23 protein-coding genes and 1 tRNA gene are annotated in these 23,727 nt (G+C 70.9%); 15 read left to right on the forward strand and 9 right to left on the reverse strand.

Annotation, left to right across the window (positions count from 1 at the left end; all coding sequences use genetic code 11):
• Positions 1-95: 95 nt before the first annotated feature.
• On the reverse strand, positions 96-530 hold the full coding sequence (locus OG885_RS28320; protein ID WP_405736540.1) for a DUF3592 domain-containing protein: 435 nt from the start codon (positions 528-530) through the stop codon (positions 96-98).
• Between the two features lie 97 nt (positions 531-627).
• Between OG885_RS28320 and OG885_RS28325 the strand changes: the two genes are divergently transcribed.
• Positions 628-1,413, forward strand: coding sequence for a class E sortase (locus OG885_RS28325; protein ID WP_405736543.1), 786 nt, complete (start codon positions 628-630; stop codon positions 1,411-1,413).
• Positions 1,414-1,448: 35 nt separating this feature from the next.
• Here the strand turns inward: OG885_RS28325 and OG885_RS28330 are convergent, their stop codons facing one another.
• A complete protein-coding gene (locus tag OG885_RS28330) occupies positions 1,449-2,810 on the reverse strand; it encodes an MFS transporter (protein WP_405736546.1) in 1,362 nt (453 codons plus the stop codon).
• A 135-nt stretch (positions 2,811-2,945) separates the two neighbouring features.
• Between OG885_RS28330 and OG885_RS28335 the strand changes: the two genes are divergently transcribed.
• The 4 genes from OG885_RS28335 (at position 2,946) to OG885_RS28350 (ending at position 5,618) form a co-directional block, all read left to right on the forward strand.
• Complete coding sequence (locus tag OG885_RS28335) at positions 2,946-3,473, forward strand: winged helix-turn-helix transcriptional regulator (RefSeq protein WP_405736549.1); 528 nt, start codon at positions 2,946-2,948, stop codon at positions 3,471-3,473.
• Positions 3,474-3,521: 48 nt separating this feature from the next.
• Entirely contained in the window at positions 3,522-3,830 is a 309-nt protein-coding gene (locus OG885_RS28340) for a DUF6412 domain-containing protein (RefSeq protein ID WP_399961747.1), read from the forward strand.
• Between the two features lie 102 nt (positions 3,831-3,932).
• Entirely contained in the window at positions 3,933-4,631 is a 699-nt protein-coding gene (locus OG885_RS28345; protein WP_405736553.1) for a YidC/Oxa1 family membrane protein insertase, read from the forward strand.
• 129 nt (positions 4,632-4,760) lie between these two features.
• Entirely contained in the window at positions 4,761-5,618 is an 858-nt protein-coding gene (locus tag OG885_RS28350) for a fumarylacetoacetate hydrolase family protein (RefSeq protein ID WP_399961750.1), read from the forward strand.
• Between the two features lie 76 nt (positions 5,619-5,694).
• Here the strand turns inward: OG885_RS28350 and OG885_RS28355 are convergent, their stop codons facing one another.
• Both OG885_RS28355 and OG885_RS28360 read right to left on the reverse strand, forming a co-directional pair.
• Positions 5,695-6,204 (reverse strand): heme-degrading domain-containing protein, encoded by a 510-nt coding sequence (locus OG885_RS28355; RefSeq protein ID WP_405736557.1) that lies wholly within the window; start codon positions 6,202-6,204, stop codon positions 5,695-5,697.
• Complete coding sequence (locus OG885_RS28360; protein ID WP_405736560.1) at positions 6,201-7,313, reverse strand: Gfo/Idh/MocA family oxidoreductase; 1,113 nt, start codon at positions 7,311-7,313, stop codon at positions 6,201-6,203. Before OG885_RS28360 ends, OG885_RS28355 begins: the two co-directional genes overlap by 4 nt.
• A 48-nt stretch (positions 7,314-7,361) precedes the next feature.
• Between OG885_RS28360 and OG885_RS28365 the strand changes: the two genes are divergently transcribed.
• Entirely contained in the window at positions 7,362-8,447 is a 1,086-nt protein-coding gene (locus OG885_RS28365) for an ROK family protein (protein WP_405736563.1), read from the forward strand.
• 907 nt (positions 8,448-9,354) lie between these two features.
• The gene (locus OG885_RS28370; RefSeq protein ID WP_405736566.1) at positions 9,355-10,152 is read left to right on the forward strand and encodes a hypothetical protein; all 798 of its coding nucleotides are present in this window, start codon (positions 9,355-9,357) and stop codon (positions 10,150-10,152) included.
• Positions 10,153-10,166: 14 nt separating this feature from the next.
• Here OG885_RS28370 and OG885_RS28375 read toward each other — a convergent pair whose 3' ends face one another.
• On the reverse strand, positions 10,167-10,946 hold the full coding sequence (locus OG885_RS28375) for an HAD-IIA family hydrolase (protein ID WP_399961757.1): 780 nt from the start codon (positions 10,944-10,946) through the stop codon (positions 10,167-10,169).
• Between the two features lie 164 nt (positions 10,947-11,110).
• Between OG885_RS28375 and OG885_RS28380 the strand changes: the two genes are divergently transcribed.
• The gene (locus OG885_RS28380) at positions 11,111-11,659 is read left to right on the forward strand and encodes a hypothetical protein (RefSeq protein ID WP_405736569.1); all 549 of its coding nucleotides are present in this window, start codon (positions 11,111-11,113) and stop codon (positions 11,657-11,659) included.
• 5 nt (positions 11,660-11,664) lie between these two features.
• On the forward strand, positions 11,665-12,345 hold the full coding sequence (locus OG885_RS28385) for a class F sortase (RefSeq protein ID WP_405736572.1): 681 nt from the start codon (positions 11,665-11,667) through the stop codon (positions 12,343-12,345).
• A gap of 372 nt (positions 12,346-12,717) precedes the next feature.
• Here OG885_RS28385 and OG885_RS28390 read toward each other — a convergent pair whose 3' ends face one another.
• On the reverse strand, positions 12,718-13,524 hold the full coding sequence (locus OG885_RS28390; RefSeq protein ID WP_405736574.1) for a GAF and ANTAR domain-containing protein: 807 nt from the start codon (positions 13,522-13,524) through the stop codon (positions 12,718-12,720).
• 163 nt (positions 13,525-13,687) lie between these two features.
• Between OG885_RS28390 and OG885_RS28395 the strand changes: the two genes are divergently transcribed.
• Positions 13,688-14,707 carry a glycoside hydrolase family 6 protein gene (locus OG885_RS28395; RefSeq protein ID WP_405736577.1) on the forward strand — a complete coding sequence of 340 codons (1,020 nt, stop codon included), beginning with the start codon at positions 13,688-13,690 and terminating at the stop codon, positions 14,705-14,707.
• A gap of 60 nt (positions 14,708-14,767) precedes the next feature.
• Here OG885_RS28395 and OG885_RS28400 read toward each other — a convergent pair whose 3' ends face one another.
• The 3 genes from OG885_RS28400 to OG885_RS28410 all read right to left on the reverse strand — a co-directional run bounded on the left by OG885_RS28400 (position 14,768) and on the right by OG885_RS28410 (position 19,232).
• Entirely contained in the window at positions 14,768-16,705 is a 1,938-nt protein-coding gene (locus OG885_RS28400; RefSeq protein WP_405736579.1) for a galactose oxidase-like domain-containing protein, read from the reverse strand.
• Positions 16,702-18,678: a glycosyltransferase family 2 protein gene (locus OG885_RS28405; protein ID WP_405736582.1), complete on the reverse strand. Its 1,977-nt coding sequence runs from the start codon at positions 18,676-18,678 to the stop codon at positions 16,702-16,704. Before OG885_RS28405 ends, OG885_RS28400 begins: the two co-directional genes overlap by 4 nt.
• A gap of 480 nt (positions 18,679-19,158) precedes the next feature.
• Positions 19,159-19,232, reverse strand: a tRNA-Lys gene (locus OG885_RS28410).
• A gap of 186 nt (positions 19,233-19,418) precedes the next feature.
• On the opposite strand from OG885_RS28410, the gene OG885_RS28415 reads away from it, so the two are divergent.
• The 5 genes from OG885_RS28415 to OG885_RS28435 all read left to right on the forward strand — a co-directional run bounded on the left by OG885_RS28415 (position 19,419) and on the right by OG885_RS28435 (position 23,702).
• On the forward strand, positions 19,419-20,723 hold the full coding sequence (locus tag OG885_RS28415; RefSeq protein WP_405736585.1) for a peptidoglycan-binding protein: 1,305 nt from the start codon (positions 19,419-19,421) through the stop codon (positions 20,721-20,723).
• Between the two features lie 69 nt (positions 20,724-20,792).
• Positions 20,793-21,920 (forward strand): SPFH domain-containing protein, encoded by a 1,128-nt coding sequence (locus tag OG885_RS28420; RefSeq protein WP_405736588.1) that lies wholly within the window; start codon positions 20,793-20,795, stop codon positions 21,918-21,920.
• Between the two features lie 111 nt (positions 21,921-22,031).
• Complete coding sequence (locus tag OG885_RS28425) at positions 22,032-22,637, forward strand: lytic polysaccharide monooxygenase (protein WP_399961773.1); 606 nt, start codon at positions 22,032-22,034, stop codon at positions 22,635-22,637.
• Positions 22,638-22,677: 40 nt separating this feature from the next.
• Entirely contained in the window at positions 22,678-23,109 is a 432-nt protein-coding gene (locus OG885_RS28430; protein ID WP_405736592.1) for a DUF3592 domain-containing protein, read from the forward strand.
• A 77-nt stretch (positions 23,110-23,186) separates the two neighbouring features.
• Positions 23,187-23,702: a hypothetical protein gene (locus OG885_RS28435; protein ID WP_405736595.1), complete on the forward strand. Its 516-nt coding sequence runs from the start codon at positions 23,187-23,189 to the stop codon at positions 23,700-23,702.
• Positions 23,703-23,727: the final 25 nt, after the last annotated feature.

Genomic DNA, 23,727 nt, shown 5'->3' on the forward strand with positions numbered 1-23,727 from the left:
AGGTGGGACAGCGCTTTCTTTCTATGAGGCTTTCTATTTTTCCAACGGTTATGAGAAGGGGTAGAGGTACTCGGCTCCGACCCTGGCCCCCGGCCTCAGTACCCGTACCGGTACTCCGGCAGCAGCGTCGCGATCCGTATCAGCACCGCCGTCAGCGCGCCCGCCCACAGCAGCACGCCCAGCCACAGTCCGAACATCGCCGTCTTGTAGCGCTCCGGCGTGTCCAGGGCCACGGTGTCGGGGGCGCCGGGGTTGTGGATGACGCCGACGACGTTGCCCTCGGCGAAGCGACGGGAACCGGCCGACACGGCGTGCTCGTGCTCCGCGCCCTCCTCGTCGGTCCAGCGGACGATCGGGTGCCGGTACGGGTCCGTCCCCGACCGGGTGGTCAAGTGCCCCTTCACCACGGCCTCGGTACGGCGGCCCATGCGGCGCAGCACGATCTCGGTGATCGCGATTTCGGCCTGGTACACCATCAGGGCGAGCCCGCCGAGGAACGGGATCGCGGCCAGGAACCAGAGTTTGCTCATGGCCAAGGAGCCTATGGGGCTGGTGACTTGTGGAGTCAGCGCTTATCGTGCGGGCCCGGTGCAGGTCAGGTGGGCAGCCGGGTGGGCAGGTGGGCGCATGCGCATTCCCGTCGTACGGCCATCACGCACGCCCGTCGTACGGCACGACACCCGGCGTCGGCGTGCGCGGCGGCGGAGGGTGGTGTGGGCTGCCGGTGAACTCCTCGTCACCGTAGGGGTCGTGCTGCTGCTCCTCGTCGTCCATCAGCTGTGGTGGACCAACCGGGAGGCCCGACGCGGCGCCGAGCGGAAGGCGGAGGCGCTGGAGCGGGAATGGGCGGCCGAGCCGCCAACCGACCTTCCCGGCACTCCGCCGGAGCCCGAGACCTCGGACGAGCCGAAGGCGCGCACCACCCACCGACAGCCCACCACCCGTTCCACCCAACCCAGTTGGTCCCAGGCCTACGCCATCCTCACCATCCCCCGTCTCCACCTCCGCGTCCCCGTCGCCGAGGGCGTCGGCAAGCAGGAGGTACTCAACAAGGGGTACGTCGGCCACTATCCCGGCACTCAACAGCCGGGCCAGACGGGGAACTTCGCGCTCGCGGGGCACCGGAACACGCACGGGGAGCCGTTCCGGTACGTCAACCGGCTGGCCAAAGGGGACACCGTCCAGGTGGAGACCAGGTCCGCGGTCTACACGTACACCGTCGACAAGACCCTCGCCCAGACCTCCGCCCGCGACTCGGGCGTGCTGAACCGCGTCCCGCGCTCCACCGTCCGTCCCGCCTACGGCTATTCCACCCCCGGCTACTACCTCACCCTCACCACCTGCACCCCGGAGTACACGTCCCGGTACCGCCTCGTGGTGTGGGCCGAGCTGACCTCGACGCATCCCCGCTGACCAGGCCCTGCGCCCCCGCTGACCAGGCCCCGCGCCTACGCCCGCCGCTCCCGCAGCACCCCCAACAGCACCGCCGCCACCACCGCCAGCCCCGCCGACACCGCCATCGCGATGTCCGCGCCGTGCGCCAGGCCGCCGCCCGTCGACGTGGACACCGCGATCGTCAGCGCCACCCCGGCACACGACCCGACGTACCGGAACGTCTGCTGGGCTCCCGATCCCATCGCCGCCCGCGCCGCCGGTGCCGATTCGACCGCCACCAGCGGGAGCGCCGCGTTCAGGAGGCCGCTGCCGACGCCGCCGAGGAGCAGGCCGGGCAGGAGGCGGGTCCAGGAGTGCGCGGAGAGGGCGCCGAGCATGGTCAGCGCGCCGGCCGCGTGCAGGGCGAAGCCGAGGGCGAGTTGGAGGCGTGGCGGGACGCGGCCGGCGAGACGGCGGGCCTGGAGGGCCACGGCGAAGGAGAGGCCGGACCAGAGCAGGAACAGCCAGGCCGTGTCCATCGCGGACAGGCCGAGGGTCTGCTGGAGCAGTGCCGGCAGGAAGCTGAAGAGGCCGATCACGGCCAGGCCGGTGAACAGGCCCGCCGTGGAGGAGGCGAGGAAGTCCGGGCGACGCAGCAGGCCGAGGTCGATCATCGGGGTCGCCGTACGGCGTTCCACCAGGGCGAAGACGGCCACCAGTACGACCGCCGCGAGCAGCAACAGGGCCACCGGGGCCCGTAGCCAGCCGTCCCGGCCCAGGGTCAGGGCCGCGATCAGGGAGATCAGGGCCAGCCCGAAGGCCACGGCGCCGAGCACGTCCGGGCGGCCGGGGCGCGGGGCTCGTGACTCGGTGAGCGTACGGCTGCCCAGGGCCGCCAGGAGTACGGCGGCGGCGCCCAACACCCCGTACGCCACCCGCCAGTCGGGCAGCGCGCCCGCGACCAGCGGGCCGACGGCTATGCCGCCGCTGACGAAGGCGCCCCAGACGCCGGTCGCGCGCAGCCGGCCGTGCGGGGTGGGGAAGGCGTGCACGAGCAGGCCGAGGCTGCTGGCGAGCAGACCCGCGCTGGCCGCGCCCTGCGCGATCCGGGCCAGCGTGAACTGCCAGGTCGTGGATGCGAACGCGCCGAGGATCGTGGTGAGGCCCAGGGCGAGGGTGCCGGCGGTGAAGATCCGGCGGCGGCCGTGGTCGTCGGCGAGGCTGCCGGCCACCAAGAGGAGGGCGGCGAGACCGAGCGGGGTTCCGTTGATGAGCCAGGCCTGCGCGGAGAGCGGGGTGTGCAGGGCGGCGGCGGTCTCGGGGAGCGTGACCATCGGCGCGGTGTACGTCATCAGCGCCACGGCGGTGGCGGCGCTGGTCAGGGCGAGGGTGCGGCCGGGGTGGGGGACTGTCACCGGGCCTGCGGAAGAGGTCATCACGGGGGATGTCACGGGTGATGTCTCGGGGGAACCGGTTACGGTTCGTTCATTGAACCTAGCCATGTCCCGTAACCTAACAGGGTCAGTTCGGTCACTGAACCAACTGCTCGCAAAGTGGCTAAGGTGGACGGCATGGCACTGGGCAAGGACTACGCGACGCAGGAATGCTCGATCGCCCGCGCGCTGGAGATCGTCGGCGAGCGCTGGACGCTGCTCGTCGTCCGCGACGCGCTCTACGGCGTACGGCGCTACAACGACTTCCTCGTCCACCTCGGCATCCCACGCGCCGTCCTGGCCGCCCGCCTCCACACGCTCACCGAGGAGGGCATCCTGGAGAAGCGCCGCTACCAGGAGTCGCCGCCGCGGGACGAGTACGTCATCACCGACCGCGGCATCGGACTGTGGCCCACCCTCCGCTCACTGGGTCGCTGGGGCCGCGAGCATCACGGCGACGCCCGGTTGCGCTGGTTCCGGCACGCGGACTGCGGCACCGAACTCGGGCCGTACGGCGAATGCGCCGCCTGCGGAACCGTCGTACCGGTCGCGGACGTTCTGATGGAACCGGGACCCGGACTCGACCCGGACCCGGCGGATCCGGTCAGCCGCGCGCTGCTGAAGCCGAAGAGGCTCCTGCAACCGCTGGAGACCGGTCAGGTATAACCGAGGCAGTACGTACAGGCAGACCGGCAGACAGGCAGAGGGGGACTGGTGAACCGCACTCCGCGGCCCGCACCCGCCGTCGCCCTTCTCCTCCTCTTCCTCCAGCTCGCCGTCCTCGACGCGGGCAGCCTCTCCGCCACCGTCGCGCTCGCCGCGACCGCCGCGGCCGGCTCCGCCTTCGCGCTCTGCTCGCTCGCCGCCGCCCGCTGCGCGCCCGCCGTGCCGCCCACCCGGGTGCGTACGGCCATCAGGGACCGCGCCCGTCGTACGGCCTTCCTGGCGCAACGCGACCCCGACGCCCGGGGCCGCACCAGGCCCCGAGCCCCCGGACACGCCCTCCCGGCGACCACCGCGTAGGGCCCCGCACCCCGTTCCGCCTGCCCTCGCGCGGGTCGTCATGCCGTTTCCGCACACTCCCGGAACGTTCCGGCACCGACGAGACCCCCGGAGGGCTCACCCATGTCCGTCTTCGCCACCCTGGTCGAACACCTCGCCGACCTGCTCCACCCGCTGCTCGGCGCATCCGCCGCGGCCGGCGCGATCGTCCTGTTCACCGCCTGCGTACGACTCCTCGTCCACCCCCTGTCCCGGGCGGCGGCCCGCGGCCAGAAGGCCCGTACCGCACTCCAGCCGAAGATCGCCGAGCTGCGGAAGAAGCACGCGAAGAGCCCCGAGAAGCTCCAGAAGGCGGTGCTGGAACTGCACGCCGAGGAAAAGGTCTCCCCACTCTCCGGCTGTCTGCCGAGCCTGCTCCAGATGCCCGCCTTCTTCCTCCTCTACCACCTCTTCTCCAACACCACGAACCCGCTGCTGACCCATGAACTGTTCGCCGCGCCCCTCGGCGGCCGCTGGTCCGACGCGCTCGGTGACGGCGGGATGCTCGGGGGTGCGGGGCTGGTGTACGCCGGGCTGTTCGCGCTCGTCGCGGTCGTCGCCGCGTTCAACTACCGGCGCACCAGGCGCACGATGGCCGCGAGTCCGGTGATGCCGGTCGCCGACGGGGAGGCCGTGCCCGGCATGGGGGCGATGACCAAGGTCATGCCGTTCATGTCCTTCTTCACGCTGTTCACCGTGGCGGTGGTGCCGCTGGCGGCGGCGCTGTACGTCGTGACCAGTACGACCTGGAGCGCGGTGGAGCGGGCGGTGCTCTACCGCTGACCCGGCGGCGCTCGGGGTCCAGTCCGTGAACCGGGTATTGCGGACGGGACGTCGACCTTGGAGGATCGACCAGTCATCCGATGGCTGCACCCGTCGGAGGGCGCCCCGCGATCGAGGGAGATTGTGATCATGAAGCTGCTGCGAGTCGGTACGGCGGGAGCGGAGACGCCCGCGCTGCTCGACGGCGAGGGTGTCCTGCGGGACCTCTCCGGAGTCGTCCCCGACCTCGACGGAGCGCTGCTCGCCGACGCCGACGCGCTGGGCCGGATCCGGGCCGCGGCCGAGGCGGGCACGCTGCCCGCGCTGGACCCGACCGGGCTGCGGATTGGACCGCCGCTCGCCCGGATCGGCAAGATCGTCTGCATCGGCCTGAACTACCACGACCACGCCCGCGAGACCGGAGCCCAGCCGCCCGGCGAGCCCGTGATCTTCTTCAAGGCGGCCGACACCGTCGTGGGTCCGAACGACACGGTGCTGGTCCCTCGCGGGTCGGTGCAGACCGACTGGGAGGTCGAGCTGGCCGTCGTCATCGGGCGCACGGCCCGCTATGTCGAGTCGGCGGAGGCCGCGCTCGGGCATGTCGCCGGGTACGCGGTCGCGCACGACGTGTCCGAGCGGGAGTTCCAGCTGGAGCGCGGCGGGACGTGGGACAAGGGGAAGAACTGCGAGACGTTCAATCCGCTGGGGCCGTGGCTGGTGACGGCCGATGAAGTTCCCGACCCGCAGAACCTGTCGCTCAAGCTGTGGGTCAACGGGGAGCTGAAGCAGGACGGCACGACCGCCGAGCAGATCTTCCCGGTGGCGGAAGTGGTGCGGTACGTCAGCCAGTTCATGACCTTGTACCCCGGCGATGTCATCAACACGGGGACGCCCGCGGGGGTTGCGTTGGGGGCGCCTGATCCCAAGCCGTTCCTGCGGGCGGGGGACGTGGTGGAGCTGGAGATCGAGGGGCTGGGGCGGCAGCGGCAGGAGTTCAAGGACGCCTAAGGGGGTGGGGCGCGGGTTGGGTGGCGGCTGCGGGTGGTTCGTGGCTGGCCGCGCAGTTCCCCGCGCCCCTGGGCATCTACTGATCCTTGCTCAGGAACTCCTCCAGCGCCTCCACCACGAACTTGTGGTCCTGGAGCTGCGGCAGGCCGCTCACCGTCACCGCGCCCACGACCCCTACGCCCTCCACCGTGATCGGGAACGAACCCCCATGGGCCGCGTACTCGTCCGGGTCCAGGCGGGAGCTGTCCTCGAACGTCGTGCCCTTGGCGCGGAAGCGGGCGCCCACCAGGTAGGACGCGGAGTTGTAGCGCTCGACCACCCGGCGCTTGCGCGCGATCCAGGCGTCGTTGTCCGGGGTGGAACCCGGCAGGGCGGCGTGGAAGAGCTGCTGGCCGGCGCGGTGGATGTCGATCGCGACCGGCGCCTGGCGCTCACGGGCCAGGTCGACCAGCAGGGAGCCCAGCGCCCAGGCGTCGTCATGGGTGAACCGGCGGAAGACCAGACGGCGTTCCTGGGCCTCCAACTCCTCGATCGGCGGGGTCAGTTCCGGATGGAACTTCGGGGTCAGCTCGGTGTTGTGCGTCACAGCTTCACCACCACTGCGTCGTGGGCCGAACGGCGGGCCGCCTCCAGTACGTCGAGGGCGGCGGCCGCCTCAAGCGCGGTCACCGGGTTGGGGCCGCCGTCGAGCAGGGCTTTCGCCACGGCCGCATAGTAAGCGGGGTAGTCCCCGGGGAGGGTCGGTTCGGGGCGTCCGCCGCTGGTCAGCGGGGACTCTCCGGAGCCGACGCGACCCCACAGCGACTCGGGCTCCAGGCCCCAGTCCTTCTCCGTACCCGGCCGCTTGCCGTCCCGCAGGGCCGCCTCCTGGGGGTCGAGGCCGTACTTCACGTACCCCGCCTTTGAGCCCAGCACCCGGAAGCGCGGGCCGAGTTGGGCGGTGGTCGAGGAGACGTGGAGATGGGAGCGGACGCCGTTCGCGTGGGTGAGGGCGATGAACGTGTCGTCGTCGACGGAGGCGCCGGCCCGCCGGATGACCGACTCGGCGTACACGGAGGTCACGGGGCCGAAGAGGACGAGCGCCTGGTCGACGACATGGCTGCCGAGGTCGTACAACAGACCTCCGATCTCTGCCGGGTCGCCGGACTCCCGCCAGCCGCCCTTCGGCTGCGGCCGCCACCGCTCGAAGCGCGACTCGAACCGCCATACGTCGCCCAGGGCGCCCTCGTCGAGGAGCTTGCGGAGCGTCAGGTAGTCGTTGTCCCAACGGCGGTTCTGGAAGACGGAGAGCAGCAGGCCGCGCTCCTCGGCGAGGGCCGCCAGCTCGCGCGCCTCGGCCGCCGTGCCGGCGACGGGCTTGTCGACGACGACCGGGAGGCCGGCCTTCAGGGCGGTCGTGGCGAGCGCGACGTGCGTCTTGTTGGGGGAGGCGATGACGATCAGGTCGAGGTCGCCGGCGCGCTCGAACAGCTCGTCGGGGGTCGCGGCGACGCGTACGTCCGGGTACTCGGCGCGGGCCTGCTGCTGGCGCTCGGGGTTCGAGGTGACGACCGTGTCGAGGACGAGGCCCTCGGTGGCCGCGATCAGCGGGGCGTGGAAGACGGAGCCTGCCAGGCCGTATCCGATGAGGCCCACGCGGAGGGGGGCGCCGGGGCTGACAGGAGTACCGGGGGTGCCAGGAGTCGTACGTGTCATGACTCCCACTTTCGCAACGCTGTTGCCAAAGTGCAAGCACAGGGGAAAATGGAGGGCGTGAACAGGACGAACGTCGGCGCCAACCTTCCGGCTCTGCGCAGCCACAACACCGCACTGGTGCTGGACCTGCTGCGCACCGCCGGTGGCGACGGCATCAGCCGGCTCGAACTCGCCGAGCGCACCGGGCTGACCCCGCAGGCCGTCAGCAAGATCACCGGACGGTTGCGGGAGGAGGGCCTCGCGGCGGAGGCGGGGCGCCGGGCGTCGACCGGGGGCAAGCCGCGCACGGTGCTGCGGCTGGTGCCCGGGGCCGGGCATGCGATCGGCGTCCATCTGGACCGGGACGAGCTGCGGGCGGTGCTGGTCGATCTGGACGGGGCCGTGGTGGGGGAGCGGTGCGTGCCGATGGACCTGGGGGCGGGTGCGCGGGCGGTCGTGGAGGGGGTGGCCCGGGTGGTGGAGGGGCTGGCCGGGGCGGTGGCGTCCGTGCTCGGGGTGGGCGTGGCGCTGCCCGGGCCGCTCGATCATGTGCGGGGTGTGTTGCACCGGGTCACGGGGTTTCCGGAGTGGGACGGGTTTCCGCTGCGGGACGCGCTCGCGGAGCGGCTCGGGTCGCCGGTCGTCGTGGACAAGGACACCAACGCCGCCGCGCTGGGGCTGGCGGTCGCGGACGCGGGTGCCTCCTTCGCCTACCTGCATCTCGGGACCGGTCTCGGCGCCGGGCTGGTCATCGGCGGGGTGGTGCACCGGGGGGCCCGCACCGGTGCGGGTGAGTTCGGGCATCAGGTGGTCCAGCTGGACGGGCCGGTGTGCGGGTGCGGTGACCGGGGCTGCATCGAGGCCCTGTGTCTGGGCGCGGTGGGGCGCGGGGACCTGGCCGGGGCGGCACGGGTGCTCGGTGTCGGCGCCGCGAACCTGGTCGGTCTCCTGGACATCGACCTGGTACTGCTGGGCGGCCGTACGGTCACCTCGGCGCCGGAGGCGTTCGTGGGCGGGGTGCGCGCGGTGCTGGAGGAGCGGGCCCGGGGTGCGGGGGCCGTGCCGGTGCGGGTCGCTCCCGGCGGGGTGCGGGGAGTCGCGGAGGGCGCGGCCCAACTGCTGCTGGCCCCGCTGTTCGGCCGGGCGGCCGGTTGACCGGGCCGGTCGTCCACTACCGCTATCGCGGATGGAACGGCTCCGAGGCTTCGGTCGTCGGCTGAGCTGATCGGCTGGCCAGGTTGGTTTCGCTTGTCGGTGGAGCTGATCGGCTGGTGGGGTTGGTGTCGGTTGTGGGCTGGGTGGAGGGCTGGTGGGGTTGGTGTCGGTTGTGGGCCGGGTGGAGGGCTGGTGGGGCTGGTGTCGGTTGTGGGCCGGGTGGAGGGCTGGTGGGGCTGGTGTCGGTTGTGGGCCGGGCGGAGGGCTGGTGGGGCTGGTGTCGGTTGTGGGCCGGGCGGAGGGCCGGTGGGGCTGGCTTCAGTCGTGGGCCGGGGGGACGGTTGACCGGGCCGGCTTCGGTCGTCGGCTGAGCTGATCGGCTGGCCAGGTTGGTTTCGCTTGTTGGCGGAGCTGATCGGCTGGTGGGGTTGGTGTCGGTTGTGGGCTGGGTGGAGGGCTGGTGGGGCTGGTGTCGGTTGTGGGCCGGGGGAACGGTTGACGGAGCCGGCTTCAGTCGTCGGCCGAGCTGATCGGCTGACCCGGCTGTCTTCGCTCGTCGGCCGGGGGGATGGCTCACTCCGCCGGTCCGGTCCCAACCCGTGACCCCGGCCTCCGGCCCCCGGCCCTCGGCCCCGGCCCCCGGCCCTGGCTCCCTGGCCCTGGCCCCCGGCCCGACCCCCGACCCCGGCCCCGGCTCCCCACCCAGACCCCCGACCCCGGCCCCGTCTCCCGACCCCGACCGCCTGCTCCCGGCCCCGTCTCCCGGCTCCGACCCCCTGCTCCCGGCCCCCCCGGCCCCCCCGGCCCCCCCGGCCCACCCCCCGCCCCCGCCGATCGGGCGGGATTCCGCCCCCGCGCGGAGCGGCACCCCCCGTAAGCCGCCCCCACCCGTCATGGTCATGTGTTTATGCGACTGTTCTCGTCCCTCGTCCTCCCGCTCGCCGCGACAGCCGCCCTTCTCGCACCTCTCACCCCAGCTCACGCCACCCCCACCCAGGCCGCCCCCGCCTGCGACGCTCCCGACCCCCGCGCCTTCCCCCTCGCCACCCGTATCCACGGCGGCCCCGCCGCCTACGCGCCCGGCGGTGGGTACGGCACCTGGTATCTGGACCTCACCAACACCACCACCCGCACCTGCACGGACATCCACCCGGTCGTCGTCCTCGTGGACAAGCAACACGCCCTCAAGGCCGGGCAGCCCCGGCTGGAGTTCTATGACAGGGGCCGACCGCGGCCCGTCCGTCTTGAGACCACCGACGAGGACGAACTCGTCGGCGCGTTCGGCGGCGCCGGCCTCACCGTCGGACCGGGCAGGACCGTCACCGTCAAGGTGCGCCTCGCCCTCACCTCGGACGCCGTACCGAACCAGGTGACCGTCAACGCGGCCGTCGTACAACGCCACAACGACGACGGTGACTGGGTCGGCCAGTCCAACGACTACCGGTTCGCCGTCGCCGACGACACAGACACCGACACCGAGACCGGTACTGATACCGATACCGATAGTGGCGTCGGCACCGACGTCGAGGCCGGCACCGGCGCCAGTACCGACCCGGAGGGCCGGCCGGTGACAGGGGGCGACGGTCTCCCGTACGTCGAGGAACTCGCCCGCACCGGGCTCGGCCCGGCCGGCCCCGCCGTCGCCGCTGCCGTCGCACTCCTGGTCAGCGGCGCCGCGCTGCTGGTGGCCCGCAGGCGCCGCTGAGGGGTCGGGGTGGGTCAGACGAGGTCGACGAGGTCCGCGATCGAGTCGACCACCTTCGTCGGCCGGAACGGGAACCGGTCCATGTCCGCCTCGGTCGTCAGGCCCGTCAGCACGAGGAACGTCGTCATCCCGGCCTCCAGGCCGGCCAGCACATCGGTGTCCATCCGGTCGCCGATCATGGCGCTGGACTCGGAGTGCGCACCGATGGCGTTCAGTCCCGTGCGCATCATCAGGGGGTTCGGCTTGCCGACGAAGTACGGCTCCTTGCCCGTCGCCTTGGTGATCAGCGCCGCCACCGAGCCCGTGGCGGGCAGCACGCCCTCGTGCGAGGGGCCGGTGTTGTCCGGGTTGGTGGCGATGAAGCGCGCACCGGCGTTGATGAGCCGGATCGCCTTGGTGAGGGCCTCGAAGGAATACGTGCGCGTCTCGCCCAGGATCACGAAGTCGGGGTCGGAGTCGGTGAGGATGTAGCCCGCCTCGTGCAGGGCCGTGGTGAGACCGGCCTCGCCGATCACGTAGGCCGTGCCGTTGGGCCGCTGGCTGTCGACGAACCGCGCGGTGGCCAGGGCCGAGGTCCAGATGTTCTCGATCGGCACCTCAAGTCCTATGCGGTTGAGGCGGGCGTGCAGATCGCGGGCCGTGTAGATGGAGTTGTTCGTCAGGACGAGGAACGGCTTGCCGGAGTCGCGCAGCTTCTTGATGAAGGCGTCCGCGCCGGGGATCGGCACGCCTTCGTGCATCAGGACGCCGTCCATGTCGGTCAGCCACGACTCGATGGGCTTGAGCTCTGTCATGGGCGCGGACTCCTACGCTCTCGATCTGCTGGACGGCCATGGTATGCAACGGCCCCGCGAAACCCCTCCCCGACCGAATCCACCCCATTCGGAGCAGCGACGGCCCCCTGAGGATGCGGGAGCGCCATGACGGGGGGAGTCTCCAGATATCTGGAGGTTTCACGATGGGCTCACTACGTCTCACTCTCTGTGCCGGACTCCTCGGCGTCGCCTTCCTCACCCCGGCGGCCTACGCGGCGGACGGGGGTGGCGTCGCGGTCACCCCGTCGTCCCCCGCCCCAGGCACCGACGTGGCCCTGCGGGTGAGCGGCTGCGCGAGCAGCAGAACCGGTACGGCGGTCTCCGCGGCGTTCGTCGCCGAGGTGCGCCTGACGGGCGCCGACGGCACCCTCGTCGGCGAGACCCGGGTCCGTGCCGAGCTCAAGGCCGGCAGCTACGACGTCAGGATCAGCTGCGGGGACGTGTCCCGTAAGGGAGCGTTGACCGTGGTGGAGGAGGGCGCCCCGCCCTCTCCCATGGAGGACGGCACCCGGCCCTCGCCGTACGCGTCCCCCGTCGCCCCCGTCCACGCGGGCGGCGGCGGTACCGCGCAGCATCTCGCCTCCGCCACCGGACCCGGCACCGCGCACGCCGTGACCGGCCTGGTGCTGGCCGGGGTCGCGGCGACGGCGGTGGCGCTGCGCAGGTCCCGGCGGGGCCGCGGAAGCGACTGACCGTCATGTCCGAGCAGACCGACTCCACCGACCGCGGCACCCGCACCTCCGGCCGACTGCTGACCGGCGTGGCCTGGGCGCTGCTGCTCCTCGGGCTGTGGATGTGGGGGCGCGAGGTCACCGACGTACGGCACGGGATATCCGCGCCGACCACCGGCGACGTGGCCGCAGTCGGCCGGCCGCCCGACGTGGAGCTGCCGCCCGCCGCGCATCCCCTCGCCGCCGCCCGGCCGCAGCGCGTCGACATCCCGGGGCTCGGGGTGCAGGCGCCCGTGGTCGCCCGCGGGCTCGATACGGCCGGGGCGATCGATCCACCGCCGTACGACCAGGCGGGTGTCGTCGGCTGGTACGAGGGCGGGACACGGCCCGGGGCGGCCGGGACCGCGCTGCTGGTGGGACACGTGGACACCGAGACCCGGCCCGCCGTCTTCTACAAGATCAGCACGATGAAACCCGGCCAGACGGTCAGGGTGATCCGGGACGACGGCAGGGTCGCCGAGTTCACCGTCGACGACGTCCAGGTCGTCGCCCGCGACCACTTCGACGCCCGGCAGGCCTACGGGTCACGGCAGACGGGGCGCGCCGAACTCCGGCTGATCACCTGCGGCGGCACCTTCGACCGGGCCAGCCGCAGCTACACCGCGAACGTGATCGTCTCGGCCTACCTCACGGGCACCGGTCTCTAGGCCGTGTCCGCAAAGTCCCGCCTGCCGGGAGCCGCCCGGCACGCCGAGAGCACGCACCTGACGCCGCCCGCCCGCCCTCCCGGCGGACGACGGGACTTCGCGGACACGACCTGGGGCACCTGGCCCGGTCGACGGCCCGCTCCCCCCGAAGCCGCCGACCGGGCTGGTCCTCAACCGCGCGCGCACGGGCTGCGGGAGTAACCCGGCGTCCGACGCGGGAGGCTGCATCAGCCATGGGTGGGTGGACGACAGGCCGGGGGCTGGGGCCTTCTGGGGAAGACTCTAGAACGTATGAGCGCCCCGGCCTAGAGGGAGATTGACGCCAAGTCAGAGGCTGACGGCGCTCTGTCATCCGGCCAGGTCGTACGGGTGCTACGCGGTCCCGCCGGGGGATCCGCCGTCCGCCGCACGCAACGCGGCGTCGTCCACGGCCCGGTCGATGACAGCGCTTGCCACCTGGTCGAGGGGAAGGCGGTGCCGGCGCGCGAACCGGCGCAGCGCCACGAACGCCTCGTCGGCCCGCACACCCCAGCGCTCGGCGAGCATGCCCTTGGCCTGCTCGATCCGCACCCGGCTGGAGAGCGCCTCCTGCAACTGCGCGGACAGGGTGCGGTACCGCGTGTACGCGCGATGGTGCTGGAGCCCGACGGCCGCGGCGTCGGCGAGCGCCTGGGCCACCAGCACCTCCGACGCGAAGGCGGGCGTCCTACCGGCGGTCTGCGAGGCGGGCGGGGGCGGCCGGTCCGGCAGCGTCGGCACGAACACGTTGAGCACGCCGAACAGCGTCTCGTGACGGCGTAAGGGGACCGCGAAGGTCGCGACGATGTCATGGCGCAGCGCCCGCTCGGTGAACTCGGGCCAGCGGGCGGCCGCGTGGGCCACCCGGATGGAGACGGGCTCCACCGGCTCGCCGGACTCGTAGCTGTCCAGGCAGGGCCCGCCGGTGTGCTGCGACTGGAGCAGCTCCAGCGCCACCTCCCGCCGTTCGCTGCTCGCGGCGAAGGACACCGCCTGCCCGGCGTCGACCAGCATGACCCCCGCGGCCCGCGCGGCCAGCAGCTCCACACAGTGGTCGGACACACGTTGCAGATGGTTCCCGGCGTCGAAGCCGTCGGCGAGGGTGTCGGCCGCCTCCACCAGCGCCGCCGCCAGCCGGAGTTCCCGGGTGGTGTGGTGCATGTGCGCGCACTCCCTTCCCCTCCCGGCCCGCCCCCGTGAGCGCGCGCCTGCCCCGACCATGGGCGCTGTAACAGCTCCCCGACAAGGCCTGGGCGATCTCGTGTGCCCCACGACACCTATGTCAGGATTGAGACTTGGACCAGTGCACCCGAGGGGGAGCTGCATGTACGGCATGAGGGGGGCCGGAGCGAGGACGTCCGCGATGGTGCTGGGGGCGGCGCTGCTGATCGCGGGATGCTCCTCGTCCGGGGACAAGGACGATCCGGAGGACAGCTCCGGCGCCCGGATCACTCAACAGCCCAAGGGCACCGACCCGTTCTGGGTCAACCCGGCCGGCAACGCGGCCCAGCAGGTCGCCGAGTACGAGAAGGCGGGCAAGAAGACCGACGCCGAACAGATCCGCAAGATCGCCGAGCAGCCGACCGGCGAGTGGATCGGCCCGGAGAACCCCGAGCAGGAGGCCCGCGGCTTCACCGAGGCCGCCGCGAAGGCGGACCGCACGGCCCTTCTGGTCCTCTACAACATCCCGCACCGCGACTGCGGCCAGTACTCCCAGGGCGGCGCCGCCGACGGCAACGCCTACCGGAGCTGGATCGACGGCGTGGCCGCGGGCATCGGCGACCGCCCGGCGACGGTGATCCTGGAGCCGGACGCGGTCCTGCACCTGGTCGACGGCTGCACCCAGGACGAGTTCCACGAGGAGCGCTACGACCTGCTCGGCGGCGCCGTCGACAAGCTCAAGTCCCTGAAGAACACCAAGGTCTACCTCGACGCGGGCAACGCGGGCTGGGGCCACCCGGACCAGATCTTCGAGCCGCTGAAGTGGGCGGGCGTGGAGCGCGCCGACGGCTTCTCGGTCAACGTCTCCAACTTCTACTCGACCGCCGACTCCATCGCCTACGGCAAGCAGCTCTCCGGGAAGGTCGGCGGCAAGCACTTCGTCATCGACACCAGCCGCAACGGCAACGGCCCCTACACCGAGGGCAAGGCCGACGAACGCTGGTGCAACCCACCCGGCCGCGCCCTCGGCGAGACCCCGACCACCAAGACGGCGGACGGGCTGGTGGACGCCTACGTCTGGGTCAAGCGGCCGGGCGAGTCGGACGGCGAGTGCAAGGGCGGCCCGAAGGCGGGCCAGTGGTGGGCGGAGTACGCGCTCGGCCTCGCGAAGGCGAGCAAGTAGCCCTTACGACGAAGAGGGCGCCCACCAGACCATCGGCGGGCGCCCTCAACCACGTACGGACTAGGGAACCTTGACCCACTGCGCCTTGCTGGGCGTCCCCTGATCGTCATCGACGAACAGCATGTACCACCCCGACTGCACCAGGTTCTTGTTCTTCGGCACCGTCACCGTGATCTTGTCCCCGGACACCTTGTAGTCCAGCGCGACGGAGCGCTGGTCGACGTCGGTGACATGGGTGGAGGCGCTCGGCCGGATCAGCCGCACCTTCTTGATCGTCGAGGCGTGCTGGGAGGTGAACGTCCCCTCCCCGCCGCGCTCGATGGTCTGCGGACCGCCCGAGAGGGAGGGCCGCGAGTCCCGGTACAGGTACGGCGGCGTGTAGATCTCGATGCGCTGCTCGAACTTGCCCGGCTTGGTGTTGGCCTTGTCGCTGTAGAGCGAGTCCGAGCCGAAGAACATCACCCGGCCGTCGGGCAGCAGCAGCGAGCCGGAGTGGTAGTTCCGGCCCACCAGCGGGTCCGCCACCTGTTCGAAGGTGTTGGTGTCCGGGTGGTAGAGCCGCGCCTGGAGGATGTTGGAGTCGCCGCGCCCGCGGTAGTCCTCCGAGCCGCCCGACACCAGCACGGTGTCGTCGGGCAGGATCGAGGAGCTCGGGTAGCGGGTGCCCTTCTCCAGCGTCGGACCGTCCACGAACTTCGGGTCGTCGTCCTTCAGGTCGATGATCCGGGTCTTGTTGCTGGACTGGTCGGACTCGCCGACCCCACCACCGCCGACCACCATGAACTTCTCGTCCTGCGCGGGCGGCAGCAGCACCGTGCCGGAGGTCTCCATCAGCTTCGCGTCGCCGAGCCCGGTCAGCTTGGTGAACTTGTTGGTGTCGACGTCCCAGATGCCCGGGTCGCGGCCGACGTTGTCCGGTCCGTAGCCCGCGTTCGACCCCGAGTAGAAGACCTTGCCGTTCTGCATGAGGAACAGCGCGGGGTAGGTCGGGAACTGCCGGGTCTTGTCGAGGTAGGTCCACTTCTTGGTCTTCGGGTCGAAGACCTCGTTCTTGCCCGGCACCAGCTGGCCGATGTCGTCGAGACCGGAGACGCTGAGGATCTTGCCGTCGCTCAGGGTGGTGAGCGTCGGGTACCAGCGGGCCTCGTTCATCGGGTCGACCTTGATGTACCGCTCGGCGACCGGGTCGAACTCATAGGCGTCCCGGATGCCCTGGAAGTCCTTCTTGTCCAGGGCGAGCTTCTGGGCTATGCCGTAGGTGTTGCGCGCGTCGGTGCCGGACAGCCCCTGGATGCGGTAGTTGTCCTGCGTACCGGTCGCGTACTTCTCGCCGGACTTCTGCGCCTCCACGTACACCCGGTAGATGCCGGGAGTGTTGCCGAGGAACTTGCCGGTCGCCTTGTCGAAGTTCTTCTTCGCGCGGGGCACGATGACCGAGTCCTTGGAGACGAACGTCATGCCGTTCTCCTTGCCGGTGAACTTCGTGCCGGCGGGGAGGGTGATCGGCTTGTCCGGGTTCTCGTTGTGGACGATCATCAGGCCGCCGGCCTTGGTGACGTCACCCTTCAGCTTCTCGTACCGCTTGGTGCCGCCCGCGATCAGCAGATTGCCGTTGGCCAGCTGGGTGTGGCCGGTGCAGAACAGGTCGCTGGGGGTGGGCACCTTCTTGATGGTGCCCTTGACCGGGTCCCAGATCCGGGTGTCGAACTTCTTGGCGTCGAAGTTGTCCTGGTTGTTGCCGGAGCCCGCGACGAGCAGCACCTTGCCGGTGCGCAGCAGCGCCGCGTGGATGGTGTTGAGCCGGTACTCCTCGGGGAACTCGACGACTTCCCACTTGCCGTTCTCGGCTTTGTACTCCGGCTTGTTGATCTGGTACTGGTGGTATTTCTCGGTGCCGAAGCGATAGAGCCACGGACCGTTCATCCCGGCCAGTGCGAGTACCACCACCGTGCCGATCGCGAGGCGACGGGCACGGCGGCGTCCGGCCTGGTCGTTCATTCCTTACGTCCCCCAAGTCCACCCAGGGCAATTTGCATGGTCTGGTCGTTGCCTCCGCCGTCCGGCCCGGAGGCGGCCCAGGTCGGCTTCTGCGCCGGGGCGTGCGGAGTGGTCGGCAGCGGCTGCGGCTGGTACTGCTGCTGGGCCGACGGGACCGCCGGGTCCTGCGGCGGCGTCGCGGGCCGCTTCCTCTCCTGGCGCAGCATGTGCCGCCAGACGAAGATCGGGGTCGCGGTGATCAGCATGGCGAAGATGGCCCAGGTGATCATCGCGGGGTGGGAGTGGCCGTAGACGAAGCCGGCCGCGATCGAGCCGCCGAAGATGGCGATGAAGTACCAGTGGTAGCGGAAGGTCGCGAACCAGCGGTCGGGGCTGGCCGAGTCGCCCTTGGGGGTGACGACGAACTTGCTCTTCCTGCGCAGCGCGGAGTCGATCAGGGCCTTGGCGTACAGCGGCGCGGACAGCGCGGACATCACCATGCCGGCCACACCGCCGGAGCCCTCCGGCTCGTGCGGCGAGACGTTGTGGCGGCGGTTCCAGACGTACAGGCCGATCTGGAGCGCGGAGGCGTTGCCGTAGAGCATCAGCCACACGGTCGGGTCGATGTTCACACCCGATGCGCCGAGGCCCAGGAAGAGCGCGCAACTGATGGCCGCGAGGATCCAGTTGAGGGCGGACATCGGGTAGAAGATGATCATCATCGTGTAGTTGAAGAGCTTGCCGGGCGGCAGTGAGTACCAGCCCTTCCAGTACTGCTTCAGGATCGTCTCGTACGTCCCTCGCGACCAGCGCATCTGCTGGGTGAAGAAGTCCGTCCAGGCGCTCGGGCCCTCACCGACCGCGAGCACGTCCGGCGTGTAGACCGAGCGCCACTTGCGGCCCGTCGCCGGGTTCTTGTGGCGGTGGATCTCGAAGCCGGTGGCCATGTCCTCGGTGATCGAGTCGTACAGACCGCCGATCTGCTTGAGCGCCCTGATCCGTACGGCGTTCGACGTACCCACGAACATCGGGGCGCCGTAGTAGTTTCCGGCCCGCTGGATGAGGGCGTGGAAGAGGAACTGCTGGGACTCGGCGGCCTTGGTGACGAAGTTGTCGTAGTTGCCGTAGACCTGCGGGCCGATGACGAAGCCGACGTCCGGGTCGCGGAAGAAGCCGAGCATCCGCTCCAGGTAGTTGGGCAGCGGGACGTGGTCGGTGTCGACGGAGGCGAAGTAGTCGTAGTCGTCGCCGTGCGCGTCGAGCCAGGCGTTGTAATTGCCGTGCTTGGTCTTGGCGCGGTGCGGGCCCTTGGCCTGGTTCCACTGCGCGACGCCCTTGCGCGAGAAGTGGCGTACGCCGAGCCGGGCGCACACCTCCTTGACCTCGGGGTCGTCGCCCTCGTCGAGCAGCCAGACATGCATCAGACCCCGGTGGCGCAGCTTGACGGCCGCCTCCAGGGTCCTGGTCACCATCTCCAGCGGCTCCTTGCCGGGCACGAAGGAGGTCAGGAACGCGACTCTCGTGCCGGTCTCTGGCACCACCGGGATCGGGTCGCGGGCGACCAGGGTGGCGTGCGCGTTGGACAGCACGTTCATGCAGCGGAAGAACTCGATCAGGCCGATCGAGACGAGCATGACGATGTCGAGGGCCGGCAGGAAGTCGAAGGCGGGGTAGTCGCGTTCGGTCCAGTGCTCGGGCTGGAGCAGCCAGAACAGCAGGACCAGCGAGAGCACCGGCGCGGCGGCCAGCATCAGGGCGACCCGTATGCGGTGCGGCTCCTGCGAGATCAGCGAGCGGTACTGCACCTTGTACGGCTTGGTCGGGTCCGGCTGGGTGAGGGGTCCGGCCAGCCGGCTGTAGTGCTCGTAGTCGTACTTCGGCAGCGTCTTCTTGATCCGGCGGAAGGTGCCGGTCCGGGTTTGTGAGGCCACCCTGAGCTGGGTGGTCTGAGACGGGTCGAAGTTCTGCCGGGCGCCCGTCGGCGTCGACGTCATGAGTCATCCCCCCACACGCGCGTGTCGTCGCGTGCTGTGTCGGTTCCTTACGTCTGCTCGAGTCCCCCTCGACCTTCACAGACGTATCAGTGGTGGGCCGCAGTCACCACATTCTCCATACCAATAGACATGGAACTGCGACCTTCCGGTTGCATGATGCCCCCCTCGGCATCTCGTGCTGGACGCGGCCCCTCACCCCGTCCGTATCGGCAACCGGCTCCGTGCCCCCCAACTGCCGCATATCAGCAGCATGTTGAAAACCAGGTTTCTACGGTGCCAGGCATGATCGCAAGATGCGAAACGCGGTGTTTACCGGTCATACGCGTTCATTGTGGCACCGGTGGGAAGAGTGTGGAGCTGTTGTGGACAGCCGCGCGCGAGATGCCGCCGCCCCATACGGCGCATGGGCCCGTCCGGTTCAATCGGGCCCCCGCTCCATGCCGAAGGCCCCCCGTGTGCACGGAGGGCCTTCGCTGTCTGTGCGCCGCCAGGGACTCGAACCCCGGACCCGCTGATTAAGAGTCAGCTGCTCTAACCAACTGAGCTAGCGGCGCCTGCTGACCCGGAGAACTCTACCGGATGGTGGAGGGTGGTTTTGACCATGCCCGGTGCTCCCACCTGGGGCGGAGTCGCGGACGTACATCATTCGGACCGTCAACATGCGCGTCCGGACGACAGTTGAGAAACTGACGAATGTGCACAGTCGCGGACATTTCCATCTGGAGGGTGAGGGGAATCGCATGGAGGCTCCGGGATCCAAGGAACCAGTTTTCGAGGAGTTCGATCCCGCGAGCGACTGCGACTGCCCCGGATGCGTTCACTGGAGGCGCGTACTGCCCCCTTCCCGCACCGGCCGCCACCCCGCGGCCCACCGAGCCGTCGTCCTCGCCGCGACGGCCGGTGCGGCCCTCGGCGTGACCCAGGCCGCCCCCGCCTTCGCCGCCCCCCACGCCCCCGACCGCCCGAACCTCCCCGGGGCCGACGAGCCCGACACCCCCCAGGGCGACAAGGCCCCGCTGCACGGCCCGGGCGGCAAACCCGCCGGGGTCAAGGCCCCGGCCACCACCCGGGCCGCGATCATCAAGCGGGCCAAGACCTGGGTCGCCGCGCAGGTGCCGTACAGCATGTACGAGTACTGGACCGACGGTTACCGCCAGGACTGTTCCGGCTTCGTCTCCATGGCCTGGAGCCTGCCGGGCAACGAGTGGACCGGCAGCCTCGACCAGTACGGCGTACAGATCGCCAAGGACGATCTCCAGCCCGGCGACATCCTGCTCTTCCACAATCCGGCCGACCCCGAGAAGGGCTCGCACGTCGTCATCTTCGGCGGCTGGACCGACTACACGCACACCTACTACATCGCCTACGAGGAGACCCCGCCGCGCGCCCGCAAGCAGGCCACCCCGTACGCGTACTGGAGCAACTCCGCCCGCTACACCGCCTACCGCTACAAGGGGCTCGTGGCCGGTACGGCGGGCAGCGACAAGCCGGCCGAACCGCTCGCCACCCCGTTCCCCGGCGCCGCCTACTTCGGTCCGGGCGCCAACAACAAGTACGTCACCCAGCTCGGCCGCCTGCTCGTCGAGCGGGGTGCCGGGCGCTTCTACTCCTCGGGTCCGGGGCCGCGCTGGACGGACACCGACCGGCGTGCCACCCAGGCCTTCCAGCAGGCACAGGGCTGGACGGGCCGGGACGCCGACGGGCTGCCGGGGCCGCAGACCTGGACGCTGCTGGTGACGGGCAAGGGCAACGACATCCGGACCGGCGCGGCCGGACCGCCGGCGCCCTCCCCCTCGTCCCACGGCGTTCCCGGCTATCCCGGGCGGGCCATGTTCCGGCCCGGCGCCCACAACAAGTACGTCACCCAGCTCGGCAAGCAGCTGGTGAAGAAGGGATTCGGCAAGGCGTACACGACCGGTCCGGGACCCCGCTGGGGCGAGGCGGACCGCAGGGCCGTGGAGGCCTTCCAGCGCGCCCAGGGCTGGCGGGGCGGCGCGGCGGACGGCTATCCGGGGCCGGAGACCTGGCGGCGGCTCTTCAAGTGACCAAGTGACCGTTCCCGCAACACCCCATCCACTGTCATGACGTTTCTGGCGCGGAGGCTGGAGGCACGCATGAGCACCATCACCCCATCCACGGAAGAGCCCGAGGGACCCACCGAGACCACAGGGGTCTCCCGGCCCACCCGGCTGATCCAGAACGAGGCGACCACCGAGATCCCCGTTCATCTGCTGTTCCGCGACGACCCCGAGACCGGGGCCGTTCCGCTCAGCCCCGCGGTCGTCGGACGCCGCCAGGGCACCGGCGAGCAGCCCCGCTTCCGGCGCCCGGGCCGGCCCGCGCCGCGCTCCGCCCCGCAGGTCGACCCCGAGCTGGCCGAACGGCCCGCACGGGTGCTGCCGGGCTCGGCGGGCGTGCTCGCCGGCGCCTGCGGAGTGGCGGGCTGTGTGGCGACCTCCTGGTGGGCGGGCGCGCTGCCGACGCTCGCGGTGGAGGCGCTCAGGCTGCCGGAGTACGCGGGCGCGGGACTCGGCCCGGTGCAGTGGGCCGCCTACGCGGGAGCGGGTGCGCTCGGCCTCTTCGGGTTCGGCGGGCTGGCCCGCGGGCGGACCGGGCGGGCCTGGGTGCTCGGGCTGTTCGGCCGCTACCGGGGCACGGTCCGGCGCACCGGCCTGATGTGGGTCAACCCGCTGCTGCTGCGCCGCCGGGTCGACGTACGGCTGCGGCACTGGCGCGGTGAGCCGATGCCGGCCGCGGACGGCAACGGGGTCGCGCTGCGGGTGGTCGTCCTCGTGGTGTGGCGGGTGCGCGACACCGCGCGGGCCACGCTGGGCGTCGAGGACCACGAGGGCTATCTGCGCGAGTGCGTGGAGGCGGCCCTGGTGCGGGTGCCGGTGGAGCCGCCGGGCTCGGCACGGACGTCGGTGGACTCGGCGACCGACGCGCTGACCCGGCTGGTCGCGGCGGACGCGGCGCCGGTCGGCCTGGAGGTGTTCTCCGTGCAGCCGGTACGGGTGGAGTACGCCCCGGAGGTCGCCGCCGCGATGCACCGCCGCCGGATCGCCGCGCTGGACGCCCAGCACCGGGCGACCGTGCTGACCTCGGTCGTGGACTCGGTGGAGGACACGGTGACCCGGCTGACCATGCGCGGCCTGGTGGAGCTGGACGACTACGAACGCAAGGCGCTGGTCAAGGACCTGACGGTGGCGTTCTGCGCGGGGCGCGGGGAGACGGGTCAGTGATTGGTCTGGACATGCTCAAGTAGCGGCAATAATCTGGGACTTGGTCTAGACCTGCACAGCTCACTGAACCTCCTCACTGAACTTCCCCCACGTTCTCCAGGGAGCGGCAGCATGCGCAAAAAGACCAAGTGGTACGCCGCCGTGCTCGGCCTGAGCACGGCCGGAGCCCTCGTGCTCTCCTCCGGCGGCGCCAGCGGCCACGGCTACACCGACCTGCCCATCAGCCGGCAGAAGCTCTGTCAGAACGGCACCGTGACGAACTGCGGCGACATCCAGTGGGAGCCGCAGAGCGTCGAGGGCCCCAAGGGCTTCCCCGGCTCCGGACCGGCCGACGGCACGATATGCAACGGCGGCGTCAGCCGCTTCAGCCAGCTCAGCTCGCCCACCAAGCCGTCCGGCGGCGCCTGGCCGACCACGAAGGTGACGGGCGGCCAGAGCTACACGTTCCGCTGGCAGTTCACGGCCATGCACGCCACCACCGACTTCAAGTACTACGTCACCAAGGCGGGCTGGAACCAGAACCACAACCTGGCCCGCTCCGACCTCAACCTCACCCCGTTCCTGACCGTCCCCTACAACGGTCAGCGTCCGCCGTCCACCCTCTCCCACAGCGGCACCCTGCCGTCCGGGCTGAGCGGCCACCACGTGATCCTCGCGGTATGGACGGTCGCCGACACGGGCAACGCGTTCTACGCCTGCTCGGACGTCACCTTCTGATCCATCGCGTCGATCTTCGCTCGGGTAGGGTCCGCTGTCCGTGGACTCCTTCTTCAACATAGTGATGCCCTTGCTGATCGCCTTCCTGATCTGGGGCGGGTACGCGCTCGTGCGCCGGACCAGGGAGCGGCGGGCCGCCTGGGAGAGCGGGCTGACCGCCACGGCGAGGGTGGTGCGCGCCTGGGCCACGACCCAGATGGTCAACAACGTGGCCCGGCGCGTGCAGTGGCACGAGTACGACTACACCACGGGCGACGGCGTCGCGGTCCGCTTCAAGGAGAGCGGCGGCCCCCGGGACCGGGAGGCGGGCGAGGAGGTCCTCGTCCACTACGCCCCCGCCGACCCCGAGAAGGCCACGGCGTCCGAACCCCAGCCGGGCAAGGACATGGCCGGCACGGTCTTCGGACTGCTCTTCATCGGGGCGGCCGTCCTCGTGCTCCTGTACGTCTGGGCGACCCTGCCCGAACTCTGAGCATCGCTTGAGCAACTGCGCCCCTACCGGCGGGTACGTTCCCCACGCGACCAGCACTCAGAACTCGGGGGAACACCATGGACGTCTTCTTCTACCTCGTACCCGGCCTCATCCTGGCCCTGGTCCTGTTCGCCGCGTACCGCGTGCTGCGCCGCGCGATGCAGATCCGGCGGGCCTGGAACAGCGGGCTGACGGCCGAGGCCCGCTGTCTGCGGATGTACACCACGACCCACGGCGGCAGCGGCGACACCTCGGTGCACAGCACGCTGCACCACGTCTTCGAGTTCACCGCCCGCGACGGCCGTACCGTCCGCTTCGAGGAGGAGGACGGCCCGGGGACGATCCTGGAGGGCGACTTCGTCACCGTGTACTACGCCGAGGGCGCCACCGTCGTCGCCACGGCCAAGGCCCCGCGCCGGACCGTGCTCGCGGCGTCCACGATCGGTGTCCTGGCCTTCTTCGGGGTGGTCGCGGGCTTCTGCATCGTCTTCATGGTCACGTTCAGCCAGATGTCGGACGAGTTCGGCTTCGGCGACGACGGGGACGACACGACCAACGTCGTCGTCGTGGACGGCGTGACGATGACTCCGTGACGACGGCTTCGTGACGCCCCTCCAC

It is taken from the genome of Streptomyces sp. NBC_00028 (assembly GCF_045041065.1).
Lineage (GTDB): Bacteria > Actinomycetota > Actinomycetes > Streptomycetales > Streptomycetaceae > Streptomyces.

What these genes read in the sequence shown, in the direction of transcription:
- OG885_RS28395 (WP_405736577.1), top strand. Translation starts at nt 13,688, where the DNA reads ATGTACGGCATGAGGGGGGCCGGAGCGAGGACGTCCGCGATGGTGCTG.
- OG885_RS28360 (WP_405736560.1), bottom strand. Translation starts at nt 7,313, where the DNA reads ATGACACGTACGACTCCTGGCACCCCCGGTACTCCTGTCAGCCCCGGC.
- OG885_RS28335 (WP_405736549.1), top strand. Translation starts at nt 2,946, where the DNA reads ATGGCACTGGGCAAGGACTACGCGACGCAGGAATGCTCGATCGCCCGC.
- OG885_RS28425 (WP_399961773.1), top strand. Translation starts at nt 22,032, where the DNA reads ATGCGCAAAAAGACCAAGTGGTACGCCGCCGTGCTCGGCCTGAGCACG.
- OG885_RS28365 (WP_405736563.1), top strand. Translation starts at nt 7,362, where the DNA reads ATGGAGGGCGTGAACAGGACGAACGTCGGCGCCAACCTTCCGGCTCTG.
- OG885_RS28400 (WP_405736579.1), bottom strand. Translation starts at nt 16,705, where the DNA reads ATGAACGACCAGGCCGGACGCCGCCGTGCCCGTCGCCTCGCGATCGGC.
- OG885_RS28325 (WP_405736543.1), top strand. Translation starts at nt 628, where the DNA reads ATGCGCATTCCCGTCGTACGGCCATCACGCACGCCCGTCGTACGGCAC.
- OG885_RS28350 (WP_399961750.1), top strand. Translation starts at nt 4,761, where the DNA reads ATGAAGCTGCTGCGAGTCGGTACGGCGGGAGCGGAGACGCCCGCGCTG.
- OG885_RS28330 (WP_405736546.1), bottom strand. Translation starts at nt 2,810, where the DNA reads ATGACCTCTTCCGCAGGCCCGGTGACAGTCCCCCACCCCGGCCGCACC.
- OG885_RS28345 (WP_405736553.1), top strand. Translation starts at nt 3,933, where the DNA reads ATGTCCGTCTTCGCCACCCTGGTCGAACACCTCGCCGACCTGCTCCAC.
- OG885_RS28375 (WP_399961757.1), bottom strand. Translation starts at nt 10,946, where the DNA reads ATGACAGAGCTCAAGCCCATCGAGTCGTGGCTGACCGACATGGACGGC.
- OG885_RS28320 (WP_405736540.1), bottom strand. Translation starts at nt 530, where the DNA reads ATGAGCAAACTCTGGTTCCTGGCCGCGATCCCGTTCCTCGGCGGGCTC.
- OG885_RS28405 (WP_405736582.1), bottom strand. Translation starts at nt 18,678, where the DNA reads ATGACGTCGACGCCGACGGGCGCCCGGCAGAACTTCGACCCGTCTCAG.
- OG885_RS28415 (WP_405736585.1), top strand. Translation starts at nt 19,419, where the DNA reads ATGGAGGCTCCGGGATCCAAGGAACCAGTTTTCGAGGAGTTCGATCCC.
- OG885_RS28390 (WP_405736574.1), bottom strand. Translation starts at nt 13,524, where the DNA reads ATGCACCACACCACCCGGGAACTCCGGCTGGCGGCGGCGCTGGTGGAG.
- OG885_RS28385 (WP_405736572.1), top strand. Translation starts at nt 11,665, where the DNA reads ATGTCCGAGCAGACCGACTCCACCGACCGCGGCACCCGCACCTCCGGC.
- OG885_RS28420 (WP_405736588.1), top strand. Translation starts at nt 20,793, where the DNA reads ATGAGCACCATCACCCCATCCACGGAAGAGCCCGAGGGACCCACCGAG.
- OG885_RS28435 (WP_405736595.1), top strand. Translation starts at nt 23,187, where the DNA reads ATGGACGTCTTCTTCTACCTCGTACCCGGCCTCATCCTGGCCCTGGTC.
- OG885_RS28380 (WP_405736569.1), top strand. Translation starts at nt 11,111, where the DNA reads ATGGGCTCACTACGTCTCACTCTCTGTGCCGGACTCCTCGGCGTCGCC.
- OG885_RS28370 (WP_405736566.1), top strand. Translation starts at nt 9,355, where the DNA reads ATGCGACTGTTCTCGTCCCTCGTCCTCCCGCTCGCCGCGACAGCCGCC.